Below are 14,626 nucleotides of genomic sequence, written 5' to 3' on the forward strand. Positions count from 1 at the left end.
AAGCAGAATGAAGTTATTTGAGTAATCCAAAAAAACTTGCAGTCTTACGGAGAAATACCTAAAAAATAACTCTTTGATACTAGCTAGCCAGGTTCAACTTTCTAAATAGCCGCAGTGCGTTAGCAAAATCATAGTAACGATTAGGTTTAGGTTTTTAGATAAACACACTACAATAAAATTTACTTTAGTATAAAGTTATTTGCATAAGATTTTGGCAGTCTTTTAACATCTTTTGGCATTTCAATTGTGTAATTTGTGTTGTGTTTCTTTGCGTAAGATATTGCTTTTTCAAGAGAATCAAACTTTAATACAATCTGTTTTTGGGGATCTTTTGAGCCAACCCATCCCATCAAAGGTTCAATATAGTAAGAACAAGGCTCAATTTTTAGGTACCAGAATTTTGTATTACCTAAGCCAGATTGTGTTGCAGTTTTTGTTGGCTTATAAATCTTAAAAACTACTTGATCGTTAATACTCATAGCTCTTACTACGTAATCTTAAGTATATATCTAAATAAATTTTTCCACAAAGAATTAGTGTGAAAGAATGAAGTTTGAAATAAATATTTTTATGTTATATTATTAAATTATATAAAAAGGATTAGCTGAATAGGAGTAATCGATGGCACAGCAAGAAATGGTAACAATTAATGCAGAGTTACGTGATGTAAAAAAAAAGAAAGCGATGCAGGCTCTGAGGGAGAAGGGAAGTATACCTGCAGTTATATATGGTAAAGGGCATGATAACGTAAATTTGACATTGTCTGCAAAGGAATTTACTAAACAATATAAATCAGGTGCTCTTTCTGCACATTTAATAGAACTAGATATTTCAGGGAAAAAAGAATATGCTCTTGTTCGTGATATTCAATGGCATGTAGTAAAGGATACTGTGCAACATGTTGATTTTCAGTTTGTTGATAAAGGTAGTGAAATTAAAATAGATATACCTTTATCATTCATCAATGAAAGTAAATCACCAGGAATCAAATTAGGTGGAGTGCTTAATGTTCTGTGTCGTTCTATTACTGTCAAATGCTCTCCTGAGAAAATACCTCAAGTCATAGAAATTGATTTGTCTGGCAAAATGATTGGTCAGTCTATACATATCAATGATGTAAAATTGCCAGAAGGTGTTAAATTTGTAGCTCATGAGGAAGAAAATTTCACCATTGTAACAATCTCTGCTGCCGATAGTGATGTTGAAGAGACTCAAACAAAAACAGAGGAGTAGTGCATTTAATAGCTGGGCTTGGTAATCCTGGTAGTCAATATGAGTTAACTCATCATAATATTGGTTTTATCGTTATTGACGCAATCTACAAATATTGGAATTTTCAGTCATTTTCTAAGAAAGCCGATTACTTGATAACCTCTGGCATAATTAACAATAATAAAGTTATGCTAATAAAGCCTTATTCGTTTATGAATAATTCAGGTATTCCTGTTGCAAAAATAAAAAATTTTTACAAATTATCGCTAGACAATATTGTTGTCATACATGATGATGCTGACTTGAAATTTGGAAGAATAAAAGTAAAAAAAGGTGGTAGTTCTGCTGGACATAATGGACTTAAGTCTATAGATAGCTTTATTGGTAATGATTATTGGCGTTTAAGATTTGGAGTAGGCAGGCCTGAAGGTCAGAAAAGCTTAGCAGACTATGTGTTATCAAAATTTGAAAATTTTGATAACGTTATCCTCTTAGTGGAAAAAATAGCAAAAAATATACACCTAATGCTGCAAGGAGATACCACAGCTTTTATCAACTCGGTTGAGAGTGAAACTTTAGTATAGCAAACGAATACTGCCCAATACAAACTAATTTAGATTAGAATACTGATTCTTCTAGAAGTTGTTCGCGTTCCTCTTCTATTGCAATGGAATTATCATGATTTTTAAATAAATCTCTGATTTTTGTTTCTATTTCACTTGCAATTTCTTTGTTTGCCTTGAGGTAACTTTTTACATTTTCTCTTCCTTGGCCAAGACGCGTATTGTTATATGAATAATAAGCACCTGCCTTTTCAAGTACACCAAGTTTTGCTCCTATATCTATTATTTCTCCAAGTTTTGATATGCCTTCATTGTACATTATATCAAATTTTGCCTCTCTAAACGGAGGAGCAACTTTATTTTTTACAACTTTAACTCTCGTTTCATTACCCGTAATATTCTCCTTATCCTTTATCGCACCAACTTTTCTTATATCAAGTCTTATAGAAGTATAGAATTTTAACGCATTTCCACCAGTGGTAGTTTCAGGATTTCCATATACTACTCCTATTTTCATACGAATTTGGTTGATAAATATCAATATACAGTTTGCTTTTGAAACTACAGAAGTTAGTTTCCTGAGTCCATGGCTTAGAAGTCTTGCTTGTAGTCCCATGTGCTGATCGCCCATATCCCCTTCAATTTCAGCTCTTGGAGTTAGTGCTGCAACAGAATCAATAACTATTACATCAACTGCACTAGAACACACTAAATACTCAACAATATGCAACGCCTGCTCTCCAGTGTCTGGTTGTGAAATTACCAAATCATCAGTTTTCACTCCAAGTTTACGAGCATATATAACATCCAGTGCGTGTTCCGCATCGATAAATGCACATAAACCTCCTTTTTTCTGTGCTTCAGCAATTACATGCAAAGCAAGGGTAGTTTTACCAGAACTCTCAGGGCCAAATATCTCAATTATACGTCCTTTTGGCAATCCCCCAACACCCAGAGCTGAATCAAGTGCAATCGACCCTGTAGATATCGTGTCTATTTTTTCTACAGGATTTTGCTTTAGTTTCATTATTGCACCTTTACCGAATGCTTTTTCAATTTGACTTATTGCATTATCTAGTGCTTTTTGCTTATCATTATTTCTTTCTTCTGGATTATGTGCCATGGATCATTTATTAACTTGTATAGTCTCCATGGTAATTGAACGCAACCAATCTGCCAAGGGTTTTTTAATAACGAAGAACGTTAGTTACCTAAAATTAGATAGATAGACTTTGTAGTGCGATACAAAATAACGATAGAATACAATGGTAGTAGTTTCTCTGGCTGGCAAAAGCAACAACACTCTGCTAACTCAATTCAGGAAACCATAGAAAACGCTATATTTAATTTCAGTGGCGAGAGAGTCTCTTTGCATTGTGGTGGCAGAACTGACACAGGGGTTCATGCTTTAGGGCAAGTTGCTCATTTCAATATGGAAAGGCAATTTGAGCTTTACAGAATAAGAAATGGAATAAACTATCACTTAAAAGCGATTCCTATAGTTGTGCTTAGTGCAGAAGCCGTAGATGATGCATTTCATGCGCGATTTTCAGCAAAAAAAAGATATTATGAATATAGAATAATTAATCGCTACGCTCCTGCAGCTCTGGAAATCGGTTATGTGTGGCAAGTATTTAACCCACTTGACGTAAACATCATGCGTGAAGCTGCTAGACACCTGCTTGGAAAACATAATCTTTCAAGCTTTCGCTCAAAAGATTGTCAAGCTACAAATCCGGTCAGAACAATCGATGATATTGATATAGTACAAAACGGAAGTCACATATACATCAAAATATCTGCGATTTCCTTTTTACATAACCAGGTGAGGATTATTGTTGGTACTTTAGTTGAATTTGGAAAAAATAGAACTAATCCACAAGAAATGCTAAACATATTAAGTCAATGTAAAAGAAACGCTGCTGGAATCACTGCACCGCCTCACGGCTTATACTTAGTAAAGATAGATTACTAGCTTAAGTCCTCATTGGCATTACTATATATAGTGCACTTGGATCATCTTCATCAGTGATAATTGTAGCGCTATTACCATCTGATAAGCTAAATTTACACTTGTTTTCTATACAGGATAAAACATCAAGCAAATAACGAGAATTAAATCCTACTTCCATAAGAGCTCCATCGTAATCCACTTCTATAGACTCAGTTGCATCACTACACTCTTGGGAATTTGAATGTAGAGTTAATAAATTCTCTTGCAATGAAAATTTAATTGATTTTATTTTATCGGACACAACAACGGAAACTCGGTCTATAACACTAGCAAGTTTGCTACTCTCAACAATCATTTGTTTATCTTGAGACGTTGGAATAACAGCTTTGTAATCTGGAAAAGTTCCATCTATCAATTTTGATATTAGAATATACTCACCACATGTAAATTTGATTTTTCTATCTGAAAGTTTTATATTTATCTCATTACAATCATCCAATACTTTCAACAGTTCCATGATAGTTTTACGTGGAATGATCACCCCAAATTCTCCGTTGATATCTTCAGGTTTAGGCCTTTTTATACATGATAAACGGTGGCCATCAGTTGCAACGCAGTACAGAAATTGCTCATCTGTATGCAGATATATCCCATTCAAATTATACCTTGTATCATCTAGCGACACAGCAAACTTCGTTTTAGTCAACAAGTCTACCAAATCTGCACTTAGTAGAGTGAAATCGTATTGATGATCACCTTCTTCAAGAACAGGGAAGTTATTTGAAACTACGTTCGGTAAAGAAAAATTTGCATTTCCACAGGATATCAATAATTTTCCTTGATTATTCATTTCGAAATTGACATCCAAATTAGTTGGCAATTTTTTCACTATATCATGTAAAGTATGTGCTGAGATTTTCACTTCTCCTTCTGCTGATACATTTGCAGTAAGTGAGGCAAATATTGAAATGTCAAGATCAGTAGCCTTCAATTTTATGCTACCATATTGTGCTTTGATATTTATACACGCTAAAACATCTATCGCGTTGCGCCTTTCAACCACTCCACTTACCCTGGATAGCGTATTTAAAAGGCTTGCACGACTTACACTAAAACGCATTTGTTCACACACAGAACTTTGTTCTTTGATTCCTATATCTACAATTTTTGACATATTAATTCTCAAAAATATATTTTAAATGATATTCATATTCTATGTAAAGTGATATCCATATTTTTGTCTGAGAGACAAAACAGCCTATCTTATACTTTAGTGATCAATAATTTACTTTGTATGGCATAAGTCATGCATTTTTTGGTACGCTTTTTGAAAGCCAAGCAAGGAATAAGTATCATCAACATTTGCTGTTTTTACTTTTCCATTAACTACCATTGATAATCCCTGCTTCATTTTTAGAATCAAATCTTGGTCCATTTTTGTATCATCTGTCCACGCAAGACTTCCCTGTATTATTGGCAATTGATATTTAATTTTTTTATCGATATTGAGAACTACAGGCTCATTATTATACTGAAAGCCAGAAGTGACGCTCACCTCATCTGCTTTTTTATCAACGTAACTGACCATTACATACGGCTTGCGGTCAGCTGTATAATGTTCACTTTTTTTCTTAGGATGAGATACAATGTAACACACTTTTTCACCATCTTCCAATGCAGTGTACACAAGCCAATCTTTATATTTTTCCTTCAGTTGTACGTTACTAACCGATGCAAGAGTACCTATTGAAAAAAGTATTAGAAATACAAAAAGACTACGCATGTAAACCGAATTTCAAACTCTCTGATTTTATATGTTGTTTTACCTTACTCATCGCTTGCTCAGCCAGCTGTCTTATTCTTTCTCTTGAAACACAATATTTTTTGCTAAGCTCATCCAAAGTCTGAGTATTCTCAGATAAATATCTGCTAATGAAAATGTCTCTTGATCTTTCATTAAGACTTGCCAGCGCATTGCTTAAAATTGTTTCTTTTAATGCCTTTTCTTCATGATTCTGGTAAGCTACTTCTTGACTAACTAAATTACACAGAATCATATCTTGTAACTCCTTTTTAGAGTCATCACCTATTTTTATACAATTATTTAACGACTGATCCTTACAAGCCAGACGATAGCTCATCTGTACAACATCTTCTTCAGATACAGAAAGCTCATTTGATATTGCTTTTATTTCTTCTTTACTCAAAGTTTCTCTGTTTGTGTATTGTAAAATTCTTTTTTTTATTTTACGTAAACTAAAAAACAATCTCCTTTGTGCTTGCGTTGTACCTATTTTTACAAGTGACCAAGATTTTAATATAAAGTCTTTCATTGAAGCTTCAATCCACCATACTGCATAAGTTGAAAAACGAAATCCCAAGTCAGGATTGAACTTTTTCACTGCATGCATTAAACCCATATTTCCTTCCATGACCAGGTCCATCAACAATAGACCGTAATTCTTAAATTTCATTGCAATTTTTACTACCAAATTCAAATGGCTAGTAATCAACCTGTGAGCAGAAGAAATATCCTGGTATTCTTGCCAATTTTTTGCTAATCGCACTTCCTCTTCTTGGGAAAGCATAGGAAATTTTCGCACTTCAGCAATATATTGCATGAGATTAGTGCTACTATTAACACATAAATTTGCTACTGGGGTCAACATAATAACTTAAATTAAAACTCTATACATATAATATATTGATTTTCAGTGAAAAATTCAAGCTTTAATTAAAAAAGCACAATTTTACATCTAATTGAGATCTTAGTAGCAATACACTTCAGTATCAGCTACCTGATTAACATTGCTAGCGTGTAACGATAAAAACTACATTAAATAAATAATGTGTTATTCCAGTGCTAAAACACTGGAATTCACATTTCTTTTTTCTAGATCCCAGTGTCATGCTACTTGAATGACAAGAAAAACCCACTGGGATAATAAGACAAAGATAGACTAGAAATTAAACGCTACTCCAGCTTCTGCACCAACAGTGCTGTAAACAACATTTTTGATACCAGTATCATCCTTAGCTGCCTTATCAAAACTAGCACCATAAGAACCGAAGTAACGAGCTCCAGCAAAGAGTTTGATTTCTGGGGTTACATCATAACTAACACCAGCTTTTGCTTGATAAGCAAAACCAAATCCTTTTTGATCTTTAACTGCATCAGCTTTTGAAGGATTGCTGATATATGCTGCACCAACACCAACACCAACGTATGGAGTGATAGGCATATCTTCAATCGCTATATCGTAATAAACGTTAACCAATCCTGAAAATGCTGTTAAACTGTCTGCAACATTTGTTTCAGAAGTATTTACTACAGCTGTATCTTTAGCCAATTGTGAGTAAAGCCCTTCAACATCAACTCTAATATCATCCATTTTATAACCAAATGCACCACCACCAGCTATAAAAGATCTTGTTAAGGGACTATCCTTTTCTTTATCTTTTGCATTTGTAATACCATCAACTTTTGTATAAAAAGGTAAAATTTCACCGTTGTATTGTAAACGAACGTAGTAGCTAGTTTCTTCATCACTTATTGGACCAATAGGGTCTGATGAAAAAGCAGAGTTTGATAGGCTTAGCAACGTCACTAAAGCAGCTGCCGAAAAAAACTTTTTATAATGCATAATTGCCCTCGTTAAAAAAATTAAAATTCCACTTTAGCAGTCTAAATAATAACTAAAGTTAAGTCAAGTGCTAACTTAATAACACAAAACCTTCTGTATCTTAACTAACTTTTAGGAAAATACAAAGATTTTATTAATTAATAAATAGAGTTACTCTACTTTTTTTACTCTTGATCTTCTGACACCTATTTCACTAATGTCTTTTTATCTTCTGATCTGCATTCATCATTGTGAATTGCTGCATATTCATGCAGTAATATGAATGTACTTCATGGAAGTACTAGTATAAAAGGAAAACACTTAGTTACTGCATTAAGGCAAACTTCAGTAGTAAATTTAAAAAGGAAGTTTAAATCCAGGTGGTAACCCCATCATACCTGCGAGATCAGAGGTTGCATTTGCCATATCTTCTTCTGCTTTTTTAATGGCATCATTAAACGCTGCTGTCACTAAATCTTCTACTATGTCTTTTTCTTCATTTCTCATAAGCTCTAAGTCTATGTTTACCTTTTTAGCTTTATAGCCACCTATTTTTATAACTTCCACTAATACAGAAACTTTGCCACCACCAGAAATACCTTGAAACTCTTTTCCAATATATTTTTCTTGGGCTTCCGCAAGCTTTTTTTGCATTTCTTGCGCTTGCTTCATTATTTGACTGAAATCCACAACCTACTCCTTATTTTCTATATTAACTACCTTTGCACCTTTAAACGTATTTAATATATCCTTAACTACAGGTGCATAATTTAAATTACTCACTTCCCTATTCATATAACTCGTATCAACTATAATAACCCACTCCTGATTAGTAGCTTGATTTAAGTAACTTTTCAAGTCATTACAAAAATTACTGTTCAAGTTAGATACAGCTTTTAATTTTAAATACCCAAATTTACAATCTATTAATTTTAGATTACTACACAGTTGTTTGTAAAGATAAATTTGGTTACTCCGCCTTAATAGTTGCAAAATCTTATCAAAATCGTAATTTTGTTGTTTATTTTTCACATGGATCCCAGTGTCACGCACTGGGATGACAGAGTGGGGTTTTTCCACATATTTTTTTGGATCCGAGTAGTCAGTTACTTGGATGACAGAGGGGGAAGGTGCAACAGGTCTGCCCTGTCTATTTCCTTGCTCTACATTCTGTGAAAGAATTTTTTTGATCACCTGTTCCGGAGAAGGCAAATCAGAAAGATAACAAAGGCTAATTAACATCATTTCAGCAGCAACCTCATTGCATGTTGAAATTTTTATATCTTGAATACCCTTAAGCAGCACCTTCCACAATCTCGAAAAAAATATTAAAGACTTTTTTGCACTCAAATCTTTTACTCTGCTCTTCTCATATTCTGTATCAATCTCTTTTGTAATTAAAAAACGGCATATTAACTGGATTGTTTGCAGCAGATCTTCAAAAATATTGAGCGGATTTGCTGTTTTTACCACATTGTCGAATACTAACAAAGCCTTCTGTAAATCACTATCTAATACTGCTTCCAGTAGATCAAATATAACGTTTCTATCTACTAGACCAAGTATGTCTGTAACACTTTGAGTGGATATTGTACCATCTTTGCTATATAGCAATGCTTGATTCATCAAAAATAAAGCGTTACGCATTGAATTGCTACAGTGGTGAGCAATTAATTCCGATGCTTCTTTTTCAATAAAATAATTTTCTTTTTGTGCAATATCATTTAAACGCTCCATTATCTTAGCTGAAGGAATGTTATGTAAGTCAAACCTTTGACAACGTGCAATAACAGTTATTGGTATCTTTTTTATTTCTGTAGTTGCTAGAATAAACTTTACGCTAGATGGTGGTTCTTCTAGAGTTTTAAGTAATGCATTAAATGCATTACTGGATAACATGTGTACTTCATCTATAATGTAAACTTTAAATTTAGAACTTATTGGTAAATAGCAAATATCTCCCAAGATCGCTCTAACATCCTCAACACTAGTGTGACTTGCCGCATCGATTTCAACTACATCTGGATGGCTTGAATTTTTTATTGCCAGACAACTTGTACATGATCCACAAGGTTCAAAAGTTGGCCCCAATGAGCAATTCAAACATAAAGCTATTATTCTTGCAGTGGTGGTTTTACCAATTCCACTGCTACCAGAAAGCAGTATAGATTGTGGAATTTTGTTGAGAGTAAAAGCATTTTCTAGTATACGCACCAATATATCTTGACCTACTAAATCTTTAAAGCTACTAGGACGATATTTTAATGCTATGTTCATAGCCTAGAATAAAACAAATAGTACAAATAGGTATGCAACCCAAAAAGATTCTGATATGGTTGCTTCATTTCTGACCTGACCAAGTTACAGAATTTTTGCCTGCATACCTTATCAAAGGTTATACTTTTTTTTTTTTTTAGCAAGGTATATTCTATATTAGTCTTATAATTTATATGTTAGACCTTTTGCAACATTACTTTGGAGTAAACAGCCGTTACCTAAAATACTCTTCTTCTGTCATCCCAGTGTCCAGACACTGGGATGGCTTTGTTGCACCACTCAAGGAAAGAACAGGCAGTTACTGATGGAATTTGTTATAAAATAGATATTTAGCCGACAAAGGAAAAATATGCCAATAAGAATGAAAGTCAGTAACTGCAATGAATATAACAAATTTCTTCAAGAAAGGGGAAATGTTTTTCATTATATCAACGATGCCATTGAAAATTGGTACGAAAATAGTCCAAAAGTAGCAGGTGGCAACAATGTCTACAGCGACAAAGTAGTGATTCTAATTCACATAATAACCTATCTATTCAGGATTGGTCTTAGGCAAACAGTGGGATTTATAGAGAAATATCTTGAGCAAATAGGGAAAATTTTGCAAATTATCAGCTATTCGCAGGCTTCAAGAAGGTTTAAAAAGCTTAATATCAAAATCAACGACTGCAGAGTTGATAAGAACGATATGGAAGATATTGAAATTGCTATAGATAGTACAGGTATCAGCATCTACAATAATATTCCAGGCCATAGTAAGGCAAATGGTACAGATAGAAAGTATCGCCGCTATGAGCAAACAAGAAAGCTACATGTAATGCTAGAGATAGGTAGTAAAAAAGTTATAGCTGCAAAATACAGTAGTGGAGTTTATTCCGACCACTATGGAGCCTGTGATCTTATTGAAAGAGTGGATACCAAGTATAACATAAGCACGATATATGCAGATAGGGCATATAATCGAAAGAAGTTATACAAACTGTGCGATGAGCTTGACATAAAGACAAGGATTCCTCCGCAAAATAATGCAGTAGAGCATCCAAAGTTGGATTATATGAATGAGAGAAATTCTACAATCAAGCTCATAAAGTCATATGATGAAGATGGTATGAAGAGGTGGAAAAAAGAGATAAATTATTGGAAGAGATCTTATATAGAAAGTTTTTTCTCGCGACTGAAGCAAATATTTGGATTTAGTTTTAGGAATAAATCTGAGATTAATCGTGAGAAGGAACTGCTACTCAAGTGTTATTTGCTTAACAAATTTACTGAAATAGGCATGGCTAAGTTTGATATAGCTTCATGAATTTATTATACATTACCCACTATCCGAAGAGCTGTGCAACAAAGCCCACTGGGATCCAGAAAACTTAATTTTAAATGAATACATTAGGCTGTTGTATAATAAGAACTGGATTCCAGTGTCAATCACTGAAATGACACCCTTCCGGTGGGGATTGCTCTCAAACTACAATGTTCGTACAGTTGTACTGGGATTCAAGTATAAAAATATTTGGAAATTATACAATGGACAATGGATTCTAGGAATATATGTTAAAAGTAATGTCCATAATGAAATAAGCTGGATTCCAATGTCACGTACTGGAATGACAACATATAGGTATTGGAATAACAAAAGAGGAATATTATGATTTTATATCATTTTCCTCTTTGTCCATTTTCACGAAAAGTTAGAGCTCTTCTCAAGGAAAAAAAGCTGAGTTGTGATTTGGTATATGAAAATCCATGGGAAAAGCGGAATGAATTCATGGAGATCAATCCAATCGGACAAGTACCAGTATTAATAGATAATAACTTTGTAATAGCGGATAGTAATGCCATTTGTGAATATATAGAAGAGATTTACAATAGTAACGTCAAATTACTTGGTTCATCAACTATTATTAAGTCTAAAATACGCGCTTTAATCAATTGGTTCGATAGCAAATTTTACAATGAAGTTACTAAGTATATTATGAATGAAAAAGTAATTACTAACCGCAGCCCTGACTCTAGATTTCTTCATGCAGCTCAGCATAACCTGCCTTACCATATGGAATACATCGAACACTTAATTAACAAGAACGTTTGGCTTGCAACCGATAAGTTCACTTTAGCCGATATTACTTTAGCATCACATATTTCTATAATAGACTACGTAAATAGTTTTCCCTGGGAAAAAAGTAAGATTTTAAAAGAATGGTACTCCATTGTTAAATCAAGGCCTTGTTTTCGCGAAATATTATTAGAGAGAGTTTTTGGCTTAACTCCCCCTAGACATTACGCTGACCTTGATTTTTAACTTGCGTTAGTTTTAAAGCTACAGTCATTCCTTCGTCAGTAGGAATCAATATGGAGAAATATTTTTTTTCATCTGACAATCTATCGTTAAACTCTCTCATAGCATGCCATGACTTTTCTGATACTTCTTTTGGAGGAGATTCTAAAAATACTGTATCAAATAATAGAGTGTTATCTGCAACGATTAGCCCATCTTGTTTAATGTATGACTCTGCCCAATCTAAATACTTAGGATAACTACTTTTGTCAGCATCGATGAATATCATGTCAAATGGTGCCTTTGCTGATAATTCATTAATTTTTTCCAGTGCATCACCTTCTATTAGAGTAATTTTATCACTTAGATTAAAAGCACTAAAATTTTTTTTTGCTATTCTTGAGTGTTGAGGATTATTTTCTATTGTATATATATGACCATCTTTCGGTAAAGCTTTTACCATACAAATTGACGAATAACCATATAAAGTGCCAATTTCAACTATGCTTTTAACTTTATGGATTTTGATAAATAAATTTAATAATTTTCCTTCTTCAGGAGTGATTTGAATACGTTGTTTCTTATCAAGAGTACAATGTTCTTCTATTTTTTTATACTCTTTTGCAAATAAGCTTCTTATGTACAACGATTTTCTGCTAAAGTTATGACGCATTAAGTTTTATAATATAAACTAAGGAGGTTTAATCTATATAAGATTTATAGATATAACAATAGAGTTAAGAATAATAAAAATTTTTATTTTAAGTTGTTATTTTATAAAGTAAAATTTTAAGTGACAAAGATTATTATATATTTTACTATGGTTAACTAGTATAATAACCAATTGTTATACTAGAATTAAGGGATCGTTTATTTTACATCTCTCTTAAAATGTAATTTTTATAATCAATTAGAGGGGGTTATATGTCTTATAACATTGCTAACGAAGTTGAAACGTTAAGCAAGAAATCTAATAATAATGAAGGAGTGAAATTACTGCACAATCCAGCTTATCGCGAGAAGTACAAAGAACGCTTTAACGAAGCTCAGAAAAAAGTTATGGATATGGTCCAATTTTATGATGGAACGATAGTATTAATAGAGAATAAAATTGCTATGTATTATTATGCTTGGCACAGTAAAAAAAGAGAGTTTGAGCGTAAAAAGCAACAAACAGTATCAAAAAATAATGATTCAGCATAGGGTTTTTATATGGTAAGCTACAGTGTTATTACTTCACTATAGCTTTTCCATATAACTCATCTATTACATTAGTGAAGTATTCCAGCTCTCTATACCCTTCATGTTTGATTTTACCATTCTCTACATATGATTTGTCATCGTTAATCTTGATGATGAATACAGGAGTAGCTGTGATATCAAGTTTATTAATTGCAAGTGATTTATCATTTATAATTTTGTCCATCATCTTTTTATCATTAATGCATTGGTTAAATACATCTTGCTTCAAATTGCTTAGTGCAGCAATTTTTTGTAGTATAGTTAAATCACTAAAATTAGAGTAGTTCCACGAGTCTATTGCATTAAACACAGCTTTGTTAAAATTAAAATAGTCTTCTTCTTTTTCATAGCAATAACTTAGCATTGCAGCTTTTAATCCTCTGTAATCTAGAGGAAAATGACGGAATATGTATAACATCTTACCTGTATCTATGTACTTTTCTTTGATTTTAGGAAAAACTTTCTTATGAAAAAGAGAACAGTGATAACAAGTGAGCGAAGCATATTCTATCATTAAAATTGGTGCTTTTGGATCACCTAATAATTTATCATCAGGCAGTAGTGACAGTAGTTCTTTTGATGTTATTTCATCAGTTTTTTGAGTGTTGGGTAAGTTTTGTTCAATAGCTGCATAAGAACTAACACTTATAAAAATAAGTAAGAACAATAATCTAAAAATCATTACAATGGAAATACTTAACTTATTAAAGAATTTATGCATTTATATAAATGATGTCAAGATAACTTTTTCTCGGCAACACTTTCTACTCTGTCTTTAAATGCAGCAATTATTTTACTTTGTGTGTATTTATAAACTGAGTTTAATAAGGCGGAAAACAAATTGGATTTAAATTCAAACTTTATATAGAACTCTACCATAGTTTTACTTTCATCTATAGGAGTGAATTTCCATTCGTTGTATAAATGTTTAAATATTCCATTTGACGACACAGCTTTTATCCAACTTTTATTTGCTCCATTTGGAGAAAGAAAGGTCACTTCTGATGTGTAACTTCCTTTAATGCCATGAAAAGCTGCAAGGAGGTCCACAATCATTTGGCTATCAGTTTTTTCTTTTATATAAACAGCTTTGCACCAAGGAACAAAATCAGGATACTTCTCAACGTCAATTACAACTTGAAATATCTCATGAGATGAACAGAAAAAAACACCTTGTTCTTTATATTGGTGTAACATAAACCTAAATAATGGAAAAGGGATCCATATCTACCGTCAGTCTTAGTAGATTCCTGAGACCTAAAGTTAAGGTGGGCATCACGTACTAATTTCAATGAAATTCACAGAGGCAATTCCCTTGATCAGAAATTATCGCTCGGGAAATTTAACTTAACTCATAACGCATAGCACAGACCCCTAAATTAATTATAGATTATTTATATAGAGTATGTCTATAGATATATTAAAACTAGCGATCATTATTTTGCCTTTGTTAAATTTTGCATTTTAAGTATCATAG

General features: G+C 32.9%; 17 protein-coding genes and 2 other RNA genes. 6 read left to right on the forward strand and 13 right to left on the reverse strand.

The window, feature by feature from the left end; translation table 11 throughout:
- Positions 1–179: 179 nt before the first annotated feature.
- Positions 180–479 carry an ETC complex I subunit gene (locus ABWU28_RS01190; protein ID WP_213863861.1) on the reverse strand — a complete coding sequence of 100 codons (300 nt, stop codon included), beginning with the start codon at positions 477–479 and terminating at the stop codon, positions 180–182.
- 142 nt (positions 480–621) lie between these two features.
- On the opposite strand from ABWU28_RS01190, the gene ABWU28_RS01195 reads away from it, so the two are divergent.
- Both ABWU28_RS01195 and pth read left to right on the forward strand, forming a co-directional pair.
- Positions 622–1,233 carry a 50S ribosomal protein L25/general stress protein Ctc gene (locus ABWU28_RS01195; protein ID WP_007302321.1) on the forward strand — a complete coding sequence of 204 codons (612 nt, stop codon included), beginning with the start codon at positions 622–624 and terminating at the stop codon, positions 1,231–1,233.
- Positions 1,233–1,796, forward strand: a complete 564-nt coding sequence (gene pth, locus ABWU28_RS01200) for an aminoacyl-tRNA hydrolase (RefSeq protein WP_007302322.1) — start codon at positions 1,233–1,235, stop codon at positions 1,794–1,796. Before ABWU28_RS01195 ends, pth begins: the two co-directional genes overlap by 1 nt.
- Positions 1,797–1,830: 34 nt before the next feature.
- Here pth and recA read toward each other — a convergent pair whose 3' ends face one another.
- Positions 1,831–2,898, reverse strand: coding sequence for a recombinase RecA (gene recA, locus ABWU28_RS01205; protein ID WP_007302323.1), 1,068 nt, complete (start codon positions 2,896–2,898; stop codon positions 1,831–1,833).
- Positions 2,899–3,012: 114 nt separating this feature from the next.
- On the opposite strand from recA, the gene truA reads away from it, so the two are divergent.
- Entirely contained in the window at positions 3,013–3,750 is a 738-nt protein-coding gene (gene truA, locus ABWU28_RS01210; RefSeq protein ID WP_007302324.1) for a tRNA pseudouridine(38-40) synthase TruA, read from the forward strand.
- A gap of 1 nt (position 3,751) precedes the next feature.
- Here the strand turns inward: truA and dnaN are convergent, their stop codons facing one another.
- The 7 genes from dnaN to ffs all read right to left on the reverse strand — a co-directional run bounded on the left by dnaN (position 3,752) and on the right by ffs (position 9,744).
- Complete coding sequence (gene dnaN / locus ABWU28_RS01215; RefSeq protein ID WP_007302325.1) at positions 3,752–4,903, reverse strand: DNA polymerase III subunit beta; 1,152 nt, start codon at positions 4,901–4,903, stop codon at positions 3,752–3,754.
- A gap of 111 nt (positions 4,904–5,014) precedes the next feature.
- Positions 5,015–5,512: an invasion associated locus B family protein gene (locus tag ABWU28_RS01220; RefSeq protein WP_010407056.1), complete on the reverse strand. Its 498-nt coding sequence runs from the start codon at positions 5,510–5,512 to the stop codon at positions 5,015–5,017.
- Complete coding sequence (locus ABWU28_RS01225) at positions 5,505–6,398, reverse strand: RNA polymerase factor sigma-32 (protein ID WP_353275386.1); 894 nt, start codon at positions 6,396–6,398, stop codon at positions 5,505–5,507. Before ABWU28_RS01225 ends, ABWU28_RS01220 begins: the two co-directional genes overlap by 8 nt.
- 291 nt (positions 6,399–6,689) lie before the next feature.
- Positions 6,690–7,373, reverse strand: coding sequence for a P44/Msp2 family outer membrane protein (locus tag ABWU28_RS01230; protein ID WP_264684882.1), 684 nt, complete (start codon positions 7,371–7,373; stop codon positions 6,690–6,692).
- A gap of 336 nt (positions 7,374–7,709) precedes the next feature.
- A complete protein-coding gene (locus ABWU28_RS01235) occupies positions 7,710–8,024 on the reverse strand; it encodes a YbaB/EbfC family nucleoid-associated protein (RefSeq protein WP_006013488.1) in 315 nt (104 codons plus the stop codon).
- A gap of 21 nt (positions 8,025–8,045) precedes the next feature.
- Complete coding sequence (gene dnaX, locus ABWU28_RS01240; protein WP_007302330.1) at positions 8,046–9,629, reverse strand: DNA polymerase III subunit gamma/tau; 1,584 nt, start codon at positions 9,627–9,629, stop codon at positions 8,046–8,048.
- 16 nt (positions 9,630–9,645) lie between these two features.
- An RNA gene (ffs, locus tag ABWU28_RS01245) (signal recognition particle sRNA small type) lies at positions 9,646–9,744 on the reverse strand.
- Between the two features lie 234 nt (positions 9,745–9,978).
- On the opposite strand from ffs, the gene ABWU28_RS01250 reads away from it, so the two are divergent.
- Positions 9,979–10,935, forward strand: coding sequence for an IS5 family transposase (locus ABWU28_RS01250; protein WP_213863789.1), 957 nt, complete (start codon positions 9,979–9,981; stop codon positions 10,933–10,935).
- A 342-nt stretch (positions 10,936–11,277) separates the two neighbouring features.
- Positions 11,278–11,931, forward strand: a complete 654-nt coding sequence (locus tag ABWU28_RS01260; RefSeq protein WP_007302332.1) for a glutathione S-transferase family protein — start codon at positions 11,278–11,280, stop codon at positions 11,929–11,931.
- On the opposite strand, the gene ABWU28_RS01265 is transcribed toward ABWU28_RS01260, so the two are convergent.
- On the reverse strand, positions 11,903–12,580 hold the full coding sequence (locus ABWU28_RS01265; RefSeq protein ID WP_006013497.1) for an O-methyltransferase: 678 nt from the start codon (positions 12,578–12,580) through the stop codon (positions 11,903–11,905). The two genes, ABWU28_RS01260 and ABWU28_RS01265, sit on opposite strands and share 29 nt — an antisense overlap.
- 251 nt (positions 12,581–12,831) lie before the next feature.
- On the opposite strand from ABWU28_RS01265, the gene ABWU28_RS01270 reads away from it, so the two are divergent.
- Positions 12,832–13,110 carry a DUF2671 domain-containing protein gene (locus ABWU28_RS01270; protein WP_007302334.1) on the forward strand — a complete coding sequence of 93 codons (279 nt, stop codon included), beginning with the start codon at positions 12,832–12,834 and terminating at the stop codon, positions 13,108–13,110.
- 28 nt (positions 13,111–13,138) lie between these two features.
- On the opposite strand, the gene ABWU28_RS01275 is transcribed toward ABWU28_RS01270, so the two are convergent.
- The 3 genes from ABWU28_RS01275 to ssrS all read right to left on the reverse strand — a co-directional run bounded on the left by ABWU28_RS01275 (position 13,139) and on the right by ssrS (position 14,525).
- Positions 13,139–13,831 carry a thioredoxin domain-containing protein gene (locus ABWU28_RS01275; RefSeq protein ID WP_007302335.1) on the reverse strand — a complete coding sequence of 231 codons (693 nt, stop codon included), beginning with the start codon at positions 13,829–13,831 and terminating at the stop codon, positions 13,139–13,141.
- Between the two features lie 53 nt (positions 13,832–13,884).
- Positions 13,885–14,346, reverse strand: coding sequence for a type II toxin-antitoxin system RatA family toxin (locus ABWU28_RS01280; RefSeq protein ID WP_006013504.1), 462 nt, complete (start codon positions 14,344–14,346; stop codon positions 13,885–13,887).
- Between the two features lie 17 nt (positions 14,347–14,363).
- Positions 14,364–14,525, reverse strand: a non-coding RNA gene (gene ssrS, locus ABWU28_RS01285) — 6S RNA.
- Positions 14,526–14,626: the final 101 nt, after the last annotated feature.

The sequence above is a fragment of the Wolbachia endosymbiont (group B) of Pilophorus perplexus genome (assembly GCF_964028155.1).
Classification (GTDB): Bacteria; Pseudomonadota; Alphaproteobacteria; order Rickettsiales; family Anaplasmataceae; genus Wolbachia.

What these genes read in the sequence shown, in the direction of transcription:
- ABWU28_RS01230 (WP_264684882.1), bottom strand. Translation starts at nt 7,373, where the DNA reads ATGCATTATAAAAAGTTTTTTTCGGCAGCTGCTTTAGTGACGTTGCTA.
- ABWU28_RS01235 (WP_006013488.1), bottom strand. Translation starts at nt 8,024, where the DNA reads ATGAAGCAAGCGCAAGAAATGCAAAAAAAGCTTGCGGAAGCCCAAGAA.
- dnaN (WP_007302325.1), bottom strand. Translation starts at nt 4,903, where the DNA reads ATGTCAAAAATTGTAGATATAGGAATCAAAGAACAAAGTTCTGTGTGT.
- dnaX (WP_007302330.1), bottom strand. Translation starts at nt 9,629, where the DNA reads ATGAACATAGCATTAAAATATCGTCCTAGTAGCTTTAAAGATTTAGTA.
- ABWU28_RS01250 (WP_213863789.1), top strand. Translation starts at nt 9,979, where the DNA reads ATGCCAATAAGAATGAAAGTCAGTAACTGCAATGAATATAACAAATTT.
- ABWU28_RS01270 (WP_007302334.1), top strand. Translation starts at nt 12,832, where the DNA reads ATGTCTTATAACATTGCTAACGAAGTTGAAACGTTAAGCAAGAAATCT.
- ABWU28_RS01225 (WP_353275386.1), bottom strand. Translation starts at nt 6,398, where the DNA reads ATGTTGACCCCAGTAGCAAATTTATGTGTTAATAGTAGCACTAATCTC.
- ABWU28_RS01265 (WP_006013497.1), bottom strand. Translation starts at nt 12,580, where the DNA reads ATGCGTCATAACTTTAGCAGAAAATCGTTGTACATAAGAAGCTTATTT.
- ABWU28_RS01280 (WP_006013504.1), bottom strand. Translation starts at nt 14,346, where the DNA reads ATGTTACACCAATATAAAGAACAAGGTGTTTTTTTCTGTTCATCTCAT.
- ABWU28_RS01260 (WP_007302332.1), top strand. Translation starts at nt 11,278, where the DNA reads ATGATTTTATATCATTTTCCTCTTTGTCCATTTTCACGAAAAGTTAGA.
- ABWU28_RS01220 (WP_010407056.1), bottom strand. Translation starts at nt 5,512, where the DNA reads ATGCGTAGTCTTTTTGTATTTCTAATACTTTTTTCAATAGGTACTCTT.
- ABWU28_RS01275 (WP_007302335.1), bottom strand. Translation starts at nt 13,831, where the DNA reads ATGATTTTTAGATTATTGTTCTTACTTATTTTTATAAGTGTTAGTTCT.
- ABWU28_RS01190 (WP_213863861.1), bottom strand. Translation starts at nt 479, where the DNA reads ATGAGTATTAACGATCAAGTAGTTTTTAAGATTTATAAGCCAACAAAA.
- ABWU28_RS01195 (WP_007302321.1), top strand. Translation starts at nt 622, where the DNA reads ATGGCACAGCAAGAAATGGTAACAATTAATGCAGAGTTACGTGATGTA.
- recA (WP_007302323.1), bottom strand. Translation starts at nt 2,898, where the DNA reads ATGGCACATAATCCAGAAGAAAGAAATAATGATAAGCAAAAAGCACTA.